The sequence below is a fragment of the Paenibacillus sp. L3-i20 genome, assembly GCF_022180385.2.
Classification (GTDB): domain Bacteria; phylum Bacillota; class Bacilli; order Paenibacillales; family Paenibacillaceae; genus Pristimantibacillus.
In genome coordinates this window covers 1,633,678-1,652,629 of record NZ_BQME02000001.1, presented here as the reverse complement: position 1 = coordinate 1,652,629, position 18,952 = coordinate 1,633,678, and the positions used below count along the sequence as shown (strand labels likewise).

Sequence of the window (18,952 nt, the reverse complement as noted above, 5' to 3'; positions counted from 1 at the left end):
CACCTCATGTGTAAAACTTTTGTACAAATGGCATCGCCGCCTTCTGTGAAGGCGGCACAATAGTCGATATAGAAATTACAGTAAAACAAAGTCGAATCTATGCTATCTTTTAGGAATTTGAATCACGATTTCATAATGATCCTCATGATCCTTTTCATTTGTCTTAATTTGTAAACCAGAACCTGATACCATTTCAATAGATTGTCTAATTGTATTCAGGGCCAAGCGAACGTCCTTTGTAAAAGAAACTCTTTTTGCTTTTTTAATTTTTGTAGATTCTTTCAAAAAAGCAATACGAATTTCCGTTTGTTTCACATTGAGTTCTTTAGTTATGATCTCTTCTAGCACTTTTAACTGGAGTTCTTCTGTATCAAGAGACAATAATGCCCTAGCATGCCTCTCTGTTATCTTTCTTTCCATTAAAGATATCTTAATAGACTCAGGCAACATGAGCAAGCGAAGCTTATTGGCAATAGTCGATTGGCTCTTTCCGAGACGTTGTGCCAAGCTTTCTTGAGTAAGCTGATGTAACTCTATCAACTTTTGATAGGCTACCGCTTCTTCTACTGCGGTTAAGTTTTCACGCTGCAGATTTTCTATCAAAGCAATAGAAGCTGTTTGTGAATCATTGAATTCACGAACAATTGCCGGGATCGTATCGTATCCAAGCTTAGTAACAGCTCTAAAGCGACGTTCCCCAGCTATAATCTCATATCTATTATTGCGCACTCGAACGACGATAGGCTGAATAACACCATGCGTCTTGATTGTCTGACATAGCTCATCGATTCGATCATCATCAAACACAGTACGAGGTTGAAAAGGACTCGTATCGATGTCTTGCAGAGGTATTTGACGTACTTCTTCTTGCGGCGTGCGCTGTTCGGATAAACCGAACAAACGAGAAATTTGTTCTTTCATATCGATTACTACCACCCGATCATGTGATAAATCTAAAGCTTTGCTGAAGACCATGTGCGTTCATCGCAATTCCTCACGGTCATAATTCGCTACAACATCTGTCAGCTTAGACTTCTTTCGAAAAGAAAGACCAGCTCATCCCTGAGAGGAAATTCCATCAGACAAGCGTTAGCGAATCTAGTTAAGAGCAACTTTGAAGCTCGCATCACGATAAAATATAAGTTTAGTATAGAAGATACTCATATTTTCTTGCATTTATCATTTAATTCGACTTGCTTCGATTAATCTCCTGCTTGACAGAGGAAATGCTACTGCAAATGAGTACATTATTTATTCATTATTGTTTCACGTGAAACAAAGATGAACTACACTAATGGTTGTTTAATTGGTGTTCCTGCTTTTCTTGGATACTTCTTTGGAGTACCTTCAAACTTTTCTACTAATATAATGTGTCGCTCTGACTGTTCATTAGGTAAATGAAGCATATGCTGCGCTTTAATACGTCCCTTCAACTGACGTAGACTATAAGCTGCTTCATTAACCTCATCATCAGACTGTGTACCCTTCATTGCTGCAAAAAAACCCTCTTTACGGACAAATGGTAAACAAAACTCATTTAGCACATTTAATCTTGCAACTGCTCTTGCCGTAACAAGATGATAACTATCACGATGTTCAGACATACGTGCAACATCTTCTGCACGACCATGTACACACTGTACATCAGATAAACCTAATTGCTTCGTCAAAGCATTCAAAAACTGTATACGTTTATTTAAGGAATCAACAATTAATATTTGAAGATGAGGGAAACAAATTTTTAGCGGAATACTGGGGAAACCCGCTCCTGAACCAATATCAGCAAGTCTTTTCACTTTACTCATATCAGTAAAGAAGGCAAGCGAGATAGAATCATAAAAATGTTTTTCGTACACAGCATCTCGCTCTGTTATACCAGTTAAATTCATTCGTTCATTCCAATCAACAAGCATCTCGAAATAAGTCTCGAATTGTTGAAGTTGGCCAGGAGAAAGAGAAATCTCTTTCTCCTGTAATTTTTCTACAAACCATTTTGTCGTCATATCCATAAGTTATCCTCTAGCCGCCCTAACACGATTATAATGTTCCAAATGCACAAGAAGAATTGAAATGTCAGCTGGAGTAACACCAGCAATACGTGTTGCTTGACCAATTGAAAGAGGTCTAATGACACTAAGCTTCTGCTTCGCTTCATTAGCAAGACTCTTCACTTCATCATAGTCAATGTCATCAGGTATGCGTTTTTTCTCCATTTTGTTCAGACGTTCAACTTGCAGCAATTGTTTATCGATATAACCAGCGTATTTAATTTGAATTTCTACTTGCTCCTTCATATCATCCGTTAATTCATAAGGAGAAGGAGATACCATCTCTAGATGAGCATAAGTAACCTCTGGTCTGCGAAGCAGCGATAAAATATCTCCACCTTGCGTAAGTTGAGTAGATCCAGCTGCCTCCAACATTTCTGATACATCTTCTGGCTTTATTCTTGTGTTTTGAAGACGTATAACTTCTTGCTCAACAAGTTCTTTCTTTTTTAGAAACTTATTGTATCTTTCTTCTGTAATCAAACCAATTTCATAACCCGTAGGTGTAAGCCTTAAATCTGCATTATCATGACGCAGCAATAGACGATACTCAGCACGGGATGTTAGTAGTCGATAAGGATCATTTGTTCCCTTTGTTACTAGGTCATCAATCATTACGCCGATATAACCTTCTGCTCTACCAATAATAACTGGCTCTTTCCCCTGCACTTTGCGAGCAGCATTAATTCCTGCTATAACACCTTGCCCTGCAGCTTCCTCATAACCGGACGTTCCATTAATTTGTCCAGCTGTGAATAAACTATCAATCACCTTTGTCTCAAGTGAAGGCCACAATTGTGTTGGTTTTACAGCATCATATTCAATGGCATAACCAGTACGCATCATCTCAACTTTTTCCAAACCTGGGATAGAACGTAAGATTCCCAGTTGAACATCTTCTGGCATACTTGTGGATAAACCTTGTACGTAATATTCAGAAGTATGTTTGCCTTCTGGCTCCAAGAAAATTTGATGTTTTGGTTTATCTGCAAAACGAACGATTTTATCTTCAATGGACGGACAATAACGTGGGCCCGTTCCTTCAATTGCACCAGAAAACATTGGCGCACGGTGAAGATTATCATTAATAATTTGATGCGTTTTTTCCGACGTATATGTCAGCCAACATGGTAGTTGTTCGTTATCCGAAGATTCTGTCTCATACGAAAAGAATTTAGGCTTCTCATCACCTGGCTGTATTTCAGTTTTGGAGAAGTCTATTGAGTCCTTATGCACGCGAGGAGGCGTTCCAGTTTTGAACCTAACGAGTTCTAGACCATTCTCCCTCAGACTCTCTGACAACCTAATAGAAGGCTGCTGATTGTTAGGACCGCTCTCATATATGAGCTCACCCATTATGATCTTGCCGCGCAAGTACGTGCCAGTCGTAATAACAGTTGCTTTTGCACGATATTCTGCACCGGATTTAGTTACGATACCGACACATTTGCCGTCTTCAACGATAAGTTCTTCTACCATACCTTGTTTTAGCGTTAAATGTTCTGTTTCCTCAATTGTTTTCTTCATCAGATGTTGGTACTCAAACTTATCGGCTTGCGCACGAAGAGCATGTACCGCAGGTCCTTTACCCGTGTTCAACATACGCATTTGTATAAATGTTTTATCAATATTCCGTCCCATTTCACCGCCGAGTGCATCAATCTCACGAACGACATGACCTTTAGCAGGACCACCAATAGACGGATTACAAGGCATAAATGCGACCATATCCAAGTTAATAGTCAACAGTAGCGTCTCGCAGCCCATTCTAGCCGAAGCAAGCGCTGATTCACATCCAGCATGTCCAGCACCAATAACGATAACATCATATTCACCAGCCAAATATCCCATTGCTAACCCCTACTTTCCAAGACAGAACTGTGAAAATATTTGATCAATCAAAGAATCCCCTGCTTCATCACCTAAAATTTCTCCAAGCGACTCCCATGCAAGCCGTGCATCTATTTGTATAACATCAATCGGTATTCCTACATAAGTTGCATCTATTGCGTCTAACATCGATTGTTTAGCCCGTTTCAGAAGCGAAATATGTCGTACATTGCTGACATATGTCAAATCGTTAGCCTCAAGTTGTCCATCAAAAAACATCTCGCTAATCGTTGCTTCAAGCGAATCCAGTCCACTTTCTTGCAACACGGACATTTGTACAATAGCTTCATCAGGTACATATGTCTTCACTTCATCCAGATCAAGTTGACCTGGTAAATCCATCTTGTTAACAATAACAATAACCGAACGATTCTTCAGCTGTTCCAACAATAATCGGTCATCAGCTTCTAATACCTCATTATAGTTTAGCACGAAAAGAATCAAGTCTGCTTCTTCCAACGCATCTCGTGATCGTTCCACACCAATTTTCTCTACCACATCATTGGTTTCCCTAATACCTGCCGTATCTAACAAACGAAGGGGAATACCATTAAGCGTAACAAACTGTTCAATAACATCTCTTGTTGTACCAGGAATATCTGTAACAATTGCTTTATTTTCTTGCGTAAGCACATTCATAAGAGAGGACTTTCCGACATTAGGGCGGCCAACGATAGCCGTCATAATACCCTCTCTCAATATTTTTCCTTCATTCGCCGTTTTTAGCAGCTTATCAATTTCATCAATTGCCAACTGGCATTGCTCACGAATGTAAGTGCTAGTCATTGCTTCAACATCATGTTCTGGATAATCAATGTTTACTTCAATATGTGCAAGCAACTCGATTACGGTCTGACGGAGAGCTTTAATTCTTTTGGACAAAATGCCATCTGACTGCTTCTTCGCAATCGAAAACGCACGATCTGACTTAGAACGAATGAGGTCAATAACTGCTTCGGCTTGCATAAGGTCAATTCGACCATTCAAGAAGGCACGTTTCGTAAATTCACCTGGCTCCGCCGTACGAATATCATCCTGTTGCAAAACAATATCAAGAACCTTCTTTACAGCTATAACACCGCCATGCGCATTAATTTCAACAACATCCTCCGCTGTAAACGAACGAGGTCCTCTCATTAATGTAATTAATACTTCCTCCACCTTTTCCTTGGTAGAAGGATCTATAATATGACCATAATGAACCGTATGTGTATCGGCCTCATTTAGACTTATTTTCGAGTGAAAAATTGCGTCGATACCGCTAATTGCCTGCGGACCGCTTATTCGAATAATGGCAATTCCACCTTCTCCAACCGCTGTGGAAATAGCCGCTATTGTATCATGCATCATGATGAATCACACCTCTCACGTGTAAAGAACTGCCGCTAACTTATAGCAGAAAAGCTTGAATTTCTAGGTAAAAAAAGAGACAAAAGAACAACATTTGCATAATAACTTCTATTCCAAATGGAAAAACAGCAATGACCATGGGAAGCCATTGCTGCGTATTGCCTATATAACGGTATAGAAGGATTTCATCACATTCACTTTAAAGCAATGACAACTCTGCGATTAGGCTCGTCACCTTTACTGAAAGTTCTCACCTTAGGGTGATTTTGTAACTGCGAATGAATGACCTTGCGTTCATGCGGCGTCATCGGCTCAAGAACAACTTCTTTTCTTGTACGAATAACTCGTCCAGCCAGACGATCAGAGAGTTCCTCTAAAGTCTTACGACGACGCTCACGAAAATCCTCTGCATCAAGGACGATTCTAAGATGACTGTCTGAATAACGATTTGCCACAATATTAACCAAGTACTGTAGTGCGTCAAGCGTTCCTCCGCGGCGACCGATCAGCATGCCGAGGTCTCCCCCGCCTGATACGGACAATTGAATACCGTCTCTCGTTTGCTTACGATCGATGCTCACTTGAAGTCCCATTGTTCTTGCTACTTCACGAAGAAACTGCTCAGCTTCCAAAAGAGGATCCGGTATAAGCTCAAGCTCGACCTTAGCCTCTTTTACACCAATCAGCCCGAACAACCCTCTAGATGGCTGCTCTAGCACAACAATCTTTACGCGATCTTCCGTTACTTGCCATTGTGTCAATCCATTCCGTACAGCATCGTCTATCGTCTTACCCGATGCAACGATTTTCTTCATTTTGCAAGGACCTCCTTCTTACCCTTGTCTGATGAACGAACGTACAGGAAATAGTTTTGAACGATGGTATAGATATTACTAAATACCCAGTACAAAGGAAGTGCTGCTGGGAAGGACATCGACATAACGAAAATCAGAACCGGGAAAATTGTCAAAATAATCGACATACCAGGCATCGTTTGTGTCTGTTGCTTCTGCATCATCTTCGATTGAATAAATGTAGTTAACGCCGCAAGTACCGGCAAGAAGTACCATGGGCTTGGCTCACCAAGCACAAAACCAAAGATCTTGTCCAAACGAATGTCCTGATTCCAATAAATCGCATTGTAAAGTGCGATAAAGATAGGCATTTGAACGAGCAAAGGTAAGCAACCAGCCATCGGGTTAACCTGATGAGTCTGGAATAGCTTCATCGTTTCTTCTTGTTGTTTTTGCGGGTTATCTTTATACTTCTTTTTAATTTCCGCCATTTGAGGCTGCAAAGCTTGCATCGCCTTGGAGCTGCGATATTGCTTAAGCGTAAGCGGAAGAATTAATGTCCTCACGATAATTGTAAGCATGAGGATTGCAAGCACATATGAGCCGCCGAACCAACCGGCGAACGTATCAAGCGTGATCGCGAAATAATAAACAACGTATTTCTCCCAGAAGTTGCCCTTCAATAAATCAGGAGTGTCCATTGTATGGTCCGCAGGCACACAACCTGCCAATAGCCCCATCAATAAGACTAAGCCGAGCACTAAAAGCCATTTTTGTTTAGTATAACGAAACAACATTAAATCTCCTCTCTGAGAGCTTCTGCATAGTTCTATTCCAAGATTGACTATACCATAATTTATTGCACAAATAAACAAGCGTAAACGGCCCCGACCGACCTTCGTAGGATCAACTTTTGTTTTACGTATAAATAGAAGAATCCGATAAGGAAAATAGAATTATCATTCTTATATTTTTAGCGCAAACGAAAGTTGCTTCCCCCTCAGAGACATAGTTACTGCTTCGCTACCTTTGTTTAATCAAACCCGCCTTTTTCAACACATGGATAATGCTCTTTTCCATCTCTTTGAGAGCCAAAGTTGTAGCTGGCTTTCTTACAATTAAAATGAGATCCGTATTTGGGACGATACGCTGCTCTTGATGGCGCACAATTTCCTTCACCATTCGTCTCATGCGATTACGCATGACAGCGTTGCCGATTTTTTTGCTGGTGGACACACCAAGACGGAAAGGATCAGCAATCCTCTGTTTCGACCAATACACGACGAACTGCCCATTCGCGAACGACTTTCCGCCTCTATAAATACGGCTGAAATCCTCACGGTTTCGAAGACGTAATTTTCTACGCACGACTGTTCCCCACCGTTCCCTCTACATTATATAAGTATCTCCAATAAATTGGGTCTCTAAATCTGAACAAAAAAAAGACCACCAGACGTGGTCTTCTGCTTACGCGCTTAGTACTTTTCTTCCTTTTTGACGACGAGCCGCCAAAACTTTACGGCCGTTCGCTGAGCTCATGCGTTTACGGAATCCGTGAACTTTTGCACGTTTGCTTACATTCGGTTTAAATGTAGGTCTCATTAAGCTGCACCTCCTATATTACGTGTGAACCATGATATAACGGCACTAGCCGTTTCTTCGCAAAAATCGCTTTTTCTATTAAAACACGATAACGACCGAAAGTCAATGTCCCGCATCCCTGATCTCGATTACAGATTATCACTCATATATTCAGCATGTGGATAAATGAATGGATCTATTCCCTTTGTCAAAAAGTAATAACATGTGGATAAAAAATAAGGGGTTAAAACGAACTTTGTCGAAATCTCAACAGGATATAAACAATATGTAGTGTTGTAGATAACTTTTATACACAAGTTATTGACGATGTGGATAATATCCGCAAATTCGTTGAAATATAAGGCATCATTTGCTATGATTATTATGTTTTCGTTGTGGACTACTGCACTATGCCCACAATCTTATTAACAGGCTGTGGATAACATTGTGAACAAACTTATCCCCTATTTATAACTCGTAACTTAATTATCCGTCAGAATGTGGATATTTCGTTTGTATACGATACGTTTTCGACATAATTCTGCGTAACCGCGCCATCCGGCGATTTAAGATAAGGAGTGACAGTCTGTGGACAGCCATACTTATGATTTATGGCAACAAGTATTGTCAATCATCCAGACAAAACTAAGCAAACCAAGTTATGACACCTGGTTTAAAGAAACAAAAGCTTCTTTTGTCGATGATTCAGTGCTTGAAGTAACCGCGCCAACAACATTTGCTGCAGAATGGCTGGAAGGTCGCTATACCAAGCTAATTAGAACGACCTTATATGAATTTTTAGGCAGACAGGTTGATGTGAAATTTTCTATTGGTGAACCAAAAAACAATGAGCAAAGTGTATTTGTTCATCAAAAACCGACTAAATCGAATGTTGCAGTAGAAGAAACACATTCGCATATGCTTAATCCGAAGTATACTTTCGACACATTTGTCGTTGGCGCAAATAACAGGTTTGCACACGCCGCTTCACTAGCAGTAGCTGAAGCACCAGCCAAAGTTTATAATCCCTTGTTCTTATATGGGGGGGTTGGACTTGGAAAAACCCACTTAATGCATGCAATCGGCCACTATATTATGGACCATAATCCGAATACCAAGGTTCTATATATCTCTTCCGAAAAGTTTACGAACGAATTTATTAATGCCATTCGAGACAATCAAGGTGAGAGCTTTCGGACGAAATACCGTAATATTGACGTCCTCCTTATCGACGATATTCAGTTTTTGGCTGGGAAGGAACAAACTCAAGAGGAGTTTTTCCACACTTTCAATGCGTTGCATGAGGAACGGAAACATATCGTAATCTCAAGTGACCGCCCGCCAAAAGAAATTCCAACGCTTGAAGATCGATTGCGTTCACGGTTTGAATGGGGTCTAATTACCGATATTCAGCCGCCAGACTTGGAAACAAGAATCGCAATTTTGCGCAAAAAAGCTCGTTCAGAAAATCTGGACATACCGAATGAAGCGATGAACTACATCGCAAGCCAAATTAATACGAACATCCGTGAGTTAGAGGGTGCTCTTATTAGGGTGGTAGCATATTCTTCGCTAATTAATGCTGATATAACCTCGCATTTGGCGGCTGAAGCGCTGAAGGATATTATTCCTTCTGGCAGACCGCGAATGATTACAATGGGAGATATCCAAGCTAAGGTAGGAGAGTTCTATGGTCTTCGTATGGAGGAGTTCAAAGCAAGAAAACGGACAAAAGCGGTAGCTTATCCTAGACAAATTGCTATGTATCTATCCAGAGAGCTGACCGACTACTCATTGCCGAAGATCGGAGAGGCATTTGGAGGCAGAGATCATACAACTGTTATCCATGCCCATGAGAAAATTACGCAGCAGCTAAAGGTCGACCAAGAGCTGTTCAAAATACTTCAAAATTTAACCGAAAAAATCAAAAATAATATGTGAACAACTAAGCAAGCCTATGCACAAGCTATGCACATGTGGATAGGCTTGCTTTATCCGTCTTTTTCGGGGTTATCCACATATTCAGTGCCCCTACTACTACTACTACTAAAAAATCTTTAAAATCATATCATCAAAATACTGCAGAAACGGGTGACGAAAATGAAGTTAACGATATCCAAAAATAAGCTCAACGATGCAATTCAACAAGTGGCCAAAGCTGCCTCCACTCGTCCAGCCATCCCGATCCTTGGAGGCATCAAAATTGACGTCAACCATCAATTCGTAACACTGACTGCAAGTGATACAGATATATCTATTCAAAGCTTTATCACTGTAGAACAAGAAGATATAATAAATGCTCAAGTCGAAAAACCAGGAAGTGTTGTGCTGCCTGCTAAGTTTTTTGTAGAGATCGTTAAAAAATTGCCATCAGAAGAAGTTAGCATAGAGGTTGGAGCGCAATACCAAACCATCATTCGTTCAGGTTCAACGGAGATTCAAATGGTGGGGCTAGATCCTGAGGAATTCCCAATACTGCCGTCTATAGAACAAGATGATATATTACAAATCCCCGGTGATCTTATTAGATCAATGATTAGACAAACGGTTCTAGCGGCATCAACAAGCGAGCAGACTCCTATTTTGACAGGTGTACTTTGGAGATTGCATGAAAGTGAATTGAAATTTATTGCAACAGACCGTCATCGTCTTGCCAGCAGAACAACAAAGGTCGACGTAGACAGCAACTATAATTTCAGCAATATCGTTATTTCTGCAAAGACACTTAACGAGCTCTCCAGACTAATTCCAGATCAAAATACACTCATTGATATCGTTGTTGCAGATAATCAGGTGTTATTCAAGATGGATAATGTGTTATTCTACACACGTATTCTTGATGGCACGTACCCGGATACTTCGAAAATAATTCCGAACGTTTTTGAAACAGAACTTGTACTTGATACAAAAAAAGTAATGGATGCAATCGATCGGGCTTATTTAATGTCTCGTGAGGAAAAAACGAATATCGTTCGTTTAGCGACAATGGAAGACGGTCAAATCGAAATATCATCCAGCTCAACAGAACTAGGAAGAGTAACAGAGCAACTAGAAGCAAAAGAAATGAAAGGTGATCCGCTGCGTATCGCCTTCAATTCCAAATATATGCTCGATGTTCTAAAAGTAATTGACAGTGAGCAGTTGTTCTTCGGATTTACGGGACCAATGCGCCCTATTATCATCAGACCAATGGATCACGATTTCAGTATGTATGTCATCTTGCCATACCGCACAACGGTTTAACGTTCAAAGAGGCAAAGAGAGGAAGTCGATGAGATGAAAGAAATAGCAATTTCAACGGAATACATCGAGTTGGGAAAGTTTTTAAAATTGTCGGATTGTATATCCACAGGTGGACAAGCGAAATTTTTTCTCCAAGAAAATGTTATCCACATAAATGGTGAACTCGATAACCGTAGGGGCAAAAAGTTATACCCTGGGGATAAAGTAGAAGTAGAGGGCTGTGGCATTTTTGTTGTAACAAGAACATAATGCGTATAGGAACCGGGAGGTTAAGTCGTGTTCTTAAAGAGCATTGAATTACAAAATTACCGCAACTATAGCAACCTTGAATTGTCTACAACGAACAAAGTTAACGTCTTTCTCGGACCTAACGCACAGGGGAAAACAAATCTTCTGGAAGCTATATTTACTCTCGCTTTATCGAAGTCACATCGGACATCTAAAGATAAAGAGCTTATTGGATGGAATGGCGAATCGGCTAGAGTTTCTGGAGAAGTGGACAAAAAGTATGGCTCCGTTCGTTTGGATCTTCAATTTTCCACACAAGGAAAAAAAGCTAAGATCAATGGCTTGGAACAGCGGAAGCTAAGCAACTTCATTGGCTCGGTTAATGTCGTTATGTTCGCTCCCGAGGATCTGGAAATTGTAAAAGGAACGCCGGGTATACGTCGAAGATTTCTTGATATGGAAATCGGCCAAGTTCAGCCCAGTTATTTATATACACTTCAGCAATACGGAAAAGTACTGCAGCAGCGGAACAATTACTTGAAGAGTGCTTCCCCAGGAAGCATTAACAATTCTATGTTGGAAGTATGGAATATACAGCTTGCAGAGCTTGGTGTTAAAATTATGAAAAAAAGGAAACACTTTATTAATAAACTACAAACCTATGCAGAACAGATTCATGCTGGCATTACGAACGGGGCTGAGAAGCTGACGATATCGTATCGTCCGTCCTTTGATGCGGATGCACTGCAAGATGAATCTGTTTTATTTAATCAATTTATGATAAAGTTAACACAAGTGAAAGATCAGGAGATTCGGAGAGGGGTTACGCTAGTAGGTCCACATCGCGATGACTTGGCTTTCTTTATCAACGATAAGGAAGCACAGGTATTCGGATCTCAAGGACAGCAGCGAACAACCGCATTATCCCTTAAGCTGGCAGAAATTGAGCTCATCAACGAAGAGATAGGCGAATATCCCCTTCTGTTGCTTGATGACGTATTGTCCGAGCTTGACCAAAATCGACAAACGCAGCTGATAGAAACCTTTCAAAACAAAGTACAAACTTTTATAACAACAACCGGCCTGGAGAGCGTCAACACAAGCAAACTCCATGATGCCGGTATCTATTATGTGCAAGAAGGTAAAGTGACGAGTTAAGCGCGATTGAGAAGAAGTGAGGCGGAGAGATGTATATACATTTGGGCGGCGAAAAAATCATTAGAGCTGTTGAATTGGTAGCCATATTCGATATTTCCATCGAACAATCCTCCAAGCTATCCAAGCAATTCGTTGCTGGTGCACGCAAGCGCAAGGACGTAGAGACGATTGGCGAGGAAGATCCGAAGTCGATCGTCGTTACGAAGAAAAAAATCTATTATTCCCCTATATCATCCTCAACGCTGAAGAAAAGGGCTCATCACTTTGCAGCGAATGGATAACGAACAGGAAAGCAGTTGAGAGGAGCAGTGAGTTTGCATGTCTTTGGAACAGCATACGTATGACGAGAGTCAGATACAGGTTCTAGAAGGACTAGAGGCGGTACGCAAACGTCCGGGGATGTATATTGGTTCCACTAGTGCCAAGGGTCTTCATCATCTCGTATGGGAAGTTGTCGATAATAGTATTGACGAAGCTCTTGCGGGTTACTGTAACAAGATCGATGTCATTGTTCACGAGAACAATAGCATAACCGTTATTGATAACGGTCGAGGCATTCCAATTGGGATGAATGAAAAGCTGCAGAAATCGACGCTTGAAGTCGTTATGACTGTCCTGCACGCAGGCGGTAAATTCGGCGGTGAGGGTTACAAAGTATCCGGTGGTCTTCATGGCGTCGGTGTATCTGTCGTTAACGCATTGTCTGAGCATGTCATCGTTCAGGTAAAACGTAATGGAACCCTTTATCAGCAAGAATATCGTAGAGGTGCTCCACAATATGACATCAAGGCGATCGGTGAAGCAGAAGAAACAGGAACGCAAGTAACGTTCTTGCCTGACCGTGAAATTTTCACCGAAACGACAGAATATGATTATGATATTCTGCAATCCCGTATTCGTGAACTTGCATTTCTAAACAAAGGGATCGAAATCGTCCTAACGGATGAGCGTACTGGTGTTAGTAATTCGTTCAAATATGAGGGCGGAATCATTGAATTCGTCAACTATTTGAATCGTAATCGTGTAGCTTTACATGAAAATCCAATTTACGTAGAAGGCGCTAAAGATCATATTCATGTTGAGGTAGCGCTCCAATATAACGATAGCTATGCAGAAAATATATATTCCTTTGCGAATAATATTAATACGCATGAGGGCGGAACGCATGAGTCCGGCTTTAAGAGTGCATTGACTCGGATTATTAATGATTACGCACGAAAAAACAATCTTCTTAAAGATAATGACTCTAACTTCTCCGGTGATGATGTTCGTGAAGGTTTAACAGCAATCATCTCGGTAAAAATACCAGAGCCGCAATTTGAAGGACAAACAAAAACAAAGCTTGGAAACAGTGAAGTACGAGGAATAGTGGAATCATTTTTTGCAGAGAAGTTGCAAGAATTTCTTGAAGAAAATCCTTCTGTATCCCGTCGTATTGTAGAGAAAGGCTTGCAAGCTGCTCGTGCACGTGAAGCAGCACGTAAAGCTCGTGAACTGACTAGACGTAAAAGTGCACTTGAGGTTGGTTCATTACCTGGTAAGCTTGCTGACTGTTCATCCAAGGATGCAGCAATAAGCGAACTGTACATCGTCGAAGGTGACTCCGCTGGTGGTTCAGCGAAGCAAGGTCGTGATCGTCACTTCCAAGCGATTCTTCCACTGCGTGGTAAAATATTGAACGTTGAGAAGGCTCGCCTAGATCGGATTCTCGGTAATGCAGAGATTCGTGCGATTATAACTGCGCTTGGTACAGGTATTAGCGATGACTTTGATATCGCAAAAGCACGTTATCATAAGATCATTATTATGACGGATGCCGATGTCGATGGGGCTCATATTCGTACGCTGCTGCTAACATTCTTCTATCGTTACATGAAGGAGATAATTGAGGCAGGTTATATTTACATTGCACAACCACCACTATTCAAAATCGAACGTGGTAAAGTTGTTCGTTACGCCCTTACGGAGAAGGAAAGAGATGTCGTTCTGGCAGAATTCGGTGAAGGTGTTAAAGTGAATATTCAGCGTTACAAAGGACTAGGAGAAATGGATGCTATCCAGCTTTGGGAAACAACGATGGATCCTGAGAGCCGTTCCATGCTTCAAGTTACGATCGAGGATGCTATTGAAGCAGACACAATTTTTGATACATTGATGGGCGACAATGTTGAGCCAAGACGTGATTTCATTCAAAAATATGCGAGATATGTAACAAACCTCGATGTATAGAACAATTAGGAGCAGCCATCCTTTATGGATCGTTGCTCCTTTTTCTATCTACGGGTGTAGGATCAAGGAGATATAACATATTTTCTTTTTACAAAGAGAATGATCGAATACATACCAATTATTGAATTTTGCATACGAGATAACTCGGCAAGTTTTTCTTTTCAGTCAAAGGCTAGGTACAAGACAGACTATGGAATGAATGGTATAATAAAAGTTGGTTCTGATTAATTTACGACTTTTTTTCATGTGCAGAGAGTGTATGTTGACCTAATTTTTGTCAGCTGTTCTAAGAACACATCAGAACCAAATAGTAACTTATGAATACCAAGGTTTATATGTGCTCCATTTGAGAAAGTAATATAATGGGATTAGTTATGAAGGACTACAGATAGATGACGTCAGGGAGGTAAAGCATGGCGGAAGAACAACGAATGTCAGTGACAGACCGCGATATTGGTACGGAGATGCGAGATTCCTTTATGGATTATGCGATGAGCATCATCGTAAGTCGCGCTTTGCCAGATGTAAGAGACGGACTTAAGCCGGTACATCGCCGTATTTTATTTGCAATGTCTGAGCTGGGCATGTCACCAGACAAGCCCCATAAGAAGTCGGCGAGAATCGTAGGCGAAGTCATCGGCAAGTACCATCCACATGGTGATTCAGCTGTTTATGAATCTATGGTTAGGATGGCGCAGGATTTCTCCATGCGTTATATGCTGGTCGATGGTCACGGAAACTTTGGATCTATTGACGGTGATATGGCAGCAGCCATGCGTTATACGGAAGCACGTTTGTCCAAGATGGCAATGGAGCTTCTTCGCGATATAAATAAAGAGACAATTGATTTTATACCTAACTATGACGGTGAAGAGCATGAGCCGGTTGTTTTGCCAGCACGGTTCCCGAACTTGCTTGTTAATGGTGTGACAGGTATCGCTGTCGGAATGGCAACGAATATCCCACCACATAACTTGAATGAAGTTATTGATGGAGCACAAGCGATGATTCGTAATCCGGATATTACCCCGCTTGAACTTATGGAATTTGTGAAGGGTCCTGATTTTCCAACAGCGGCATTTGTTATGGGACGTCAAGGCATACGCCAGGCTTATTTGACAGGGCGCGGATCAGTAACGATGCGTGCTAGAGCAACAATTGAAGAAAATAATGGCAAGGCTCGCATACTTATTCACGAATTACCGTATCAGGTTATAAAAGCGCGGTTAGTTGAGAAAATTGCCGAGCTTGTTCGTGAGAAGAAGATTGAAGGTATTACGGATCTTCGTGATGAATCAGACCGTAATGGTATGCGCGTCGTTATTGAGCTTCGCAGAGATGTGAATCCAAGTGTTGTATTGAATAATCTTTACAAACAAACACAACTGCAGTCTAACTTTGGCATTAATATGCTTGCATTAGTAAATGGAGAGCCAAAGACGCTAAACTTGCGTGAAATGCTCTATCACTACTTGCAGCATCAGATCGTCGTTATCCGTCGTCGTACGGAATTTGATCTGAGAAAAGCTGAGGCTCGTGCACATATACTTGAAGGCTTGCGTATTGCACTAGATAATTTGGATGAAGTCATTAAACTGATCCGTGCATCACTAAATGCTGATGAGGCACGTGAAGGGTTAATTACAAGATTCTCACTTAGTCATGAACAAGCTCAAGCGATACTAGATATGCGACTTCAACGTCTTACTGGACTAGAGCGCGATAAAATAGAGGCAGAATATGCAGAACTTATGCGCAAAATTGCTGAATATAAAGCAATACTTGCTGACGAGCAGCTTGTGCTAGAAATTATTAGCACTGAGCTTAACGAAATCAAGGAGAGATTCGGAGACGAGCGCCGTACTGAAATTACGGCAAGTGACGAAGAAATTCTTGATGAGGATCTTATCCCTCGTGAAGATGTCATTATCTCAATTACGAACTCCGGCTATATTAAACGATTGCCAGTTACTACATATCGCAGTCAGAAGCGCGGTGGCAGAGGGGTAATCGGTATGGATACGAAAGAGCATGATTTCGTCGAACATCTCTTTGTATCAAATACACATCACTTCCTGTTGTTCTTCACGAACAAAGGTAAAGTATACAAACTTAAAGCTTATGAAATTCCTGACTTGAGCCGTACAGCTCGCGGAACACCAATTATCAATTTAATACAGATTGAGCAAGGTGAAACGATTAATGCGGTTATCCCTGTTCAAGCCTTTGATTCTGAACACTACTTGTTCTTTGCTACAAGACAAGGTGTTGTGAAGAAGACACCACTGGATGACTACGTAAATATTCGTAAGGTTGGTCTAATCGCCATCTCTTTACGTGAAGATGATGACCTAATCGGTGTGAAGTTGACTGATGGTAACCAAGAAATTATTATGGGTACCGCTCAAGGTATGTCTATCCGATTCTCAGAGCAGGATGTCCGTTCTATGGGACGTTCGGCAACTGGTGTGAAGGGTATAGGCCTTGATCAAGAGGATACCGTTATTGATATGGACGTTGTTGTACCAGAGAAGGAAGTGCTTATCGTTACATCAAAAGGTTACGGAAAACGTACACCAATAGGTGAGTATCGAATCCAAAACCGTGGTGGTAAAGGTATTAAGACACTTAATGTAACGGATAAGAATGGTCCAATAGTATCTCTTAAAGTTGTAGAGAATGACGAAGATCTCATGATAATGACAGCTCTGGGAACACTTATCCGCACGAGCATGGAGGGTATTTCTTCTATGGGAAGAAATACACAAGGGGTAAGATTGATTCATACTCGGGAAGACGATACAGTAGCAACCGTTACTCGTGTCGCTCGCAGCGAAGAGAATGAAGCATTAACCGATGAAGAAGAGCAAGATGACAATCCGACTGTTACAGAATAGATAGATTAGGTAAGCTCATTTAGAATGATTATCAGGCATAAGGGGAGAGGACTTCCGTGGGCACAGTATTGTTAGCTCATTTAAAGCTAGGAGACAAAATCGGAGAAGATGTCCTCACCCCGCTTGGGAGCGTATTGTTTCAGAAAGGCAAGATCATTACACCTAGGGAATTAGAAATTTTGCAAGCTTTTCTTGTGCCAAGCGTAAGTGTAGAGAATAGCGTAAGCGAAATGAAACTAGGTGAAGATCGACCAGAAGAAGCAACACAAGGATTGAGCATAGCAGTTCCGTTATCACCTCTTCATCGGGAGTACGAAGCGATGATAGAGGTGCTGCGGTTCATATTTAATTCTTACGTTACAGGACAAGGTTTGCCGATAATGGATATTCGGGTGCAACTGGAGAAGCTATTAAAGCATATTGATAGCTACAAGGTACTGACATTTGCACCAAGAATTTTTCAAGAGAAGGATTACCTTCTACATAATAGTGTAACGTCTTCACTCACTTCATATTTACTTGCACAATGGGTTGGGTTATCACAGAAGGATTGGATGCAGGTTGCACTTGCAGGTTTGCTGAAGGATATCGGAAATGTGCGTATCGATCGTGCAATACTAGCCAAGCCGAACACTCTTACTGCTGAAGAGAAGGAAGAAATGAAGCGTCACACTGTACATGGCTATCAATTGCTTAAGGGTGTTGCTGCTCTGACAGAAGGCGCTAAGCTTGCTGCATTACAGCACCATGAAAAGGTTGATGGAACAGGGTATCCATTAGGTATTGACTCAACGAAGATACATCCATATGCCAAAATCGTCAGTATAGCAGACATTTTCCATGCTATGACGCTAAACAAAGCTTATCGGAAAGCTGCTTCACCATATCTTGTTCTTGAGCAGATACAGACCGATGCTTTTGGGAAGCTCGATCCAGCGTATGTGAGAATCTTTATAGAGAAGGTTACTCAGTTCCATAACGGGACAGTTGTTCGTTTAAGTGATGAACGTATCGGCGAGATTATCTTTTCGGATCGTTCACAACCAACTAGACCATGGGTATCCATTGATGGCGTAATTGAGAATCTAACTGTAAATAGACAGCTTCACATCATAGAGGTAATAAAGTAAGACATTAGAATCGCATCTATTTCAATCTCATGGAGCAATAATTATGAGAATTGAAGTAGGTGCGTTTCTTTATATAGAAGAAAGAAAACAAATTCATTGATTTTAGAACAGTAAAACCCTTATAAATCAAGGAAAAAGCAGTGTTTTTAAAGTATTTAAAAGTTTTTTAAAAGAAAATGAAAAAAGTACTTGCATTCCTCTAGGCATCCATGATATATTATCTAAGTCGCCGCTGAAACAAACGGCCGACACGCAAGAAACACGAAAGAAAAGATTGTTCTTTGAAAACTGAACAACGAGCGAAACTGCCTCATTCATCCTAACGGATGTAATGAAAAAGCAATATAAAGTAATGAGCAAGTCAAACACCAATTTGGAGAGTTTGATCCTGGCTCAGGACGAAC

At 41.0% G+C, this 18,952-nt stretch carries 16 protein-coding genes and 1 rRNA gene (1 of these 17 cut by a window edge); 9 read left to right on the top strand and 8 right to left on the bottom strand.

The features are described 5' to 3' along the window. Positions 1 to 102 precede the first annotated feature (102 nt). The 8 genes from noc to rpmH all read right to left on the bottom strand — a co-directional run bounded on the left by noc (position 103) and on the right by rpmH (position 7,684). Positions 103 to 921, bottom strand: coding sequence for a nucleoid occlusion protein (noc, locus tag MFF31_RS07875; protein ID WP_238187488.1), 819 nt, complete (start codon positions 919 to 921; stop codon positions 103 to 105). A gap of 365 nt (positions 922 to 1,286) precedes the next feature. Further along, a complete protein-coding gene (gene rsmG / locus MFF31_RS07870; protein ID WP_238187487.1) occupies positions 1,287 to 2,009 on the bottom strand; it encodes a 16S rRNA (guanine(527)-N(7))-methyltransferase RsmG in 723 nt (240 codons plus the stop codon). 3 nt (positions 2,010 to 2,012) lie between these two features. Continuing rightward, the gene (mnmG, locus tag MFF31_RS07865) at positions 2,013 to 3,899 is read right to left on the bottom strand and encodes a tRNA uridine-5-carboxymethylaminomethyl(34) synthesis enzyme MnmG (RefSeq protein ID WP_238187486.1); all 1,887 of its coding nucleotides are present in this window, start codon (positions 3,897 to 3,899) and stop codon (positions 2,013 to 2,015) included. A gap of 9 nt (positions 3,900 to 3,908) precedes the next feature. Then, the gene (mnmE, locus tag MFF31_RS07860) at positions 3,909 to 5,288 is read right to left on the bottom strand and encodes a tRNA uridine-5-carboxymethylaminomethyl(34) synthesis GTPase MnmE (RefSeq protein WP_238187485.1); all 1,380 of its coding nucleotides are present in this window, start codon (positions 5,286 to 5,288) and stop codon (positions 3,909 to 3,911) included. Between the two features lie 194 nt (positions 5,289 to 5,482). After that, a complete protein-coding gene (gene jag, locus MFF31_RS07855; protein ID WP_238187484.1) occupies positions 5,483 to 6,103 on the bottom strand; it encodes an RNA-binding cell elongation regulator Jag/EloR in 621 nt (206 codons plus the stop codon). Further along, the gene (locus tag MFF31_RS07850; protein ID WP_238187483.1) at positions 6,100 to 6,879 is read right to left on the bottom strand and encodes a YidC/Oxa1 family membrane protein insertase; all 780 of its coding nucleotides are present in this window, start codon (positions 6,877 to 6,879) and stop codon (positions 6,100 to 6,102) included. The genes jag and MFF31_RS07850 overlap by 4 nt, the downstream gene beginning before the upstream one ends. Before the next feature lie 226 nt (positions 6,880 to 7,105). Beyond that, a complete protein-coding gene (rnpA, locus tag MFF31_RS07845; RefSeq protein WP_238187482.1) occupies positions 7,106 to 7,450 on the bottom strand; it encodes a ribonuclease P protein component in 345 nt (114 codons plus the stop codon). 99 nt (positions 7,451 to 7,549) lie between these two features. Continuing rightward, entirely contained in the window at positions 7,550 to 7,684 is a 135-nt protein-coding gene (gene rpmH, locus MFF31_RS07840) for a 50S ribosomal protein L34 (protein WP_197936641.1), read from the bottom strand. A gap of 567 nt (positions 7,685 to 8,251) precedes the next feature. On the opposite strand from rpmH, the gene dnaA reads away from it, so the two are divergent. From dnaA to MFF31_RS07795, 9 genes are all read left to right on the top strand, one after another. Continuing rightward, entirely contained in the window at positions 8,252 to 9,604 is a 1,353-nt protein-coding gene (dnaA, locus tag MFF31_RS07835; RefSeq protein WP_238187481.1) for a chromosomal replication initiator protein DnaA, read from the top strand. A 159-nt stretch (positions 9,605 to 9,763) separates the two neighbouring features. Beyond that, on the top strand, positions 9,764 to 10,906 hold the full coding sequence (gene dnaN / locus MFF31_RS07830) for a DNA polymerase III subunit beta (RefSeq protein WP_238187480.1): 1,143 nt from the start codon (positions 9,764 to 9,766) through the stop codon (positions 10,904 to 10,906). A gap of 33 nt (positions 10,907 to 10,939) precedes the next feature. Next, on the top strand, positions 10,940 to 11,155 hold the full coding sequence (gene yaaA / locus MFF31_RS07825) for a S4 domain-containing protein YaaA (RefSeq protein WP_238187479.1): 216 nt from the start codon (positions 10,940 to 10,942) through the stop codon (positions 11,153 to 11,155). A gap of 27 nt (positions 11,156 to 11,182) precedes the next feature. Further along, positions 11,183 to 12,292 carry a DNA replication/repair protein RecF gene (recF, locus tag MFF31_RS07820; protein ID WP_238187478.1) on the top strand — a complete coding sequence of 370 codons (1,110 nt, stop codon included), beginning with the start codon at positions 11,183 to 11,185 and terminating at the stop codon, positions 12,290 to 12,292. Between the two features lie 29 nt (positions 12,293 to 12,321). Beyond that, positions 12,322 to 12,573, top strand: a complete 252-nt coding sequence (gene remB / locus MFF31_RS07815; protein WP_197936637.1) for an extracellular matrix regulator RemB — start codon at positions 12,322 to 12,324, stop codon at positions 12,571 to 12,573. Positions 12,574 to 12,610: 37 nt separating this feature from the next. Beyond that, positions 12,611 to 14,521, top strand: a complete 1,911-nt coding sequence (gene gyrB, locus MFF31_RS07810) for a DNA topoisomerase (ATP-hydrolyzing) subunit B (RefSeq protein WP_238187477.1) — start codon at positions 12,611 to 12,613, stop codon at positions 14,519 to 14,521. A gap of 413 nt (positions 14,522 to 14,934) precedes the next feature. After that, the gene (gene gyrA, locus MFF31_RS07805; RefSeq protein ID WP_238187476.1) at positions 14,935 to 17,418 is read left to right on the top strand and encodes a DNA gyrase subunit A; all 2,484 of its coding nucleotides are present in this window, start codon (positions 14,935 to 14,937) and stop codon (positions 17,416 to 17,418) included. Positions 17,419 to 17,474: 56 nt separating this feature from the next. Further along, positions 17,475 to 18,548 carry an HD-GYP domain-containing protein gene (locus MFF31_RS07800; protein ID WP_238187475.1) on the top strand — a complete coding sequence of 358 codons (1,074 nt, stop codon included), beginning with the start codon at positions 17,475 to 17,477 and terminating at the stop codon, positions 18,546 to 18,548. 370 nt (positions 18,549 to 18,918) lie between these two features. Continuing rightward, positions 18,919 to 18,952, top strand: a 16S ribosomal RNA gene (locus MFF31_RS07795) (it continues 1,521 nt past the right edge of the window).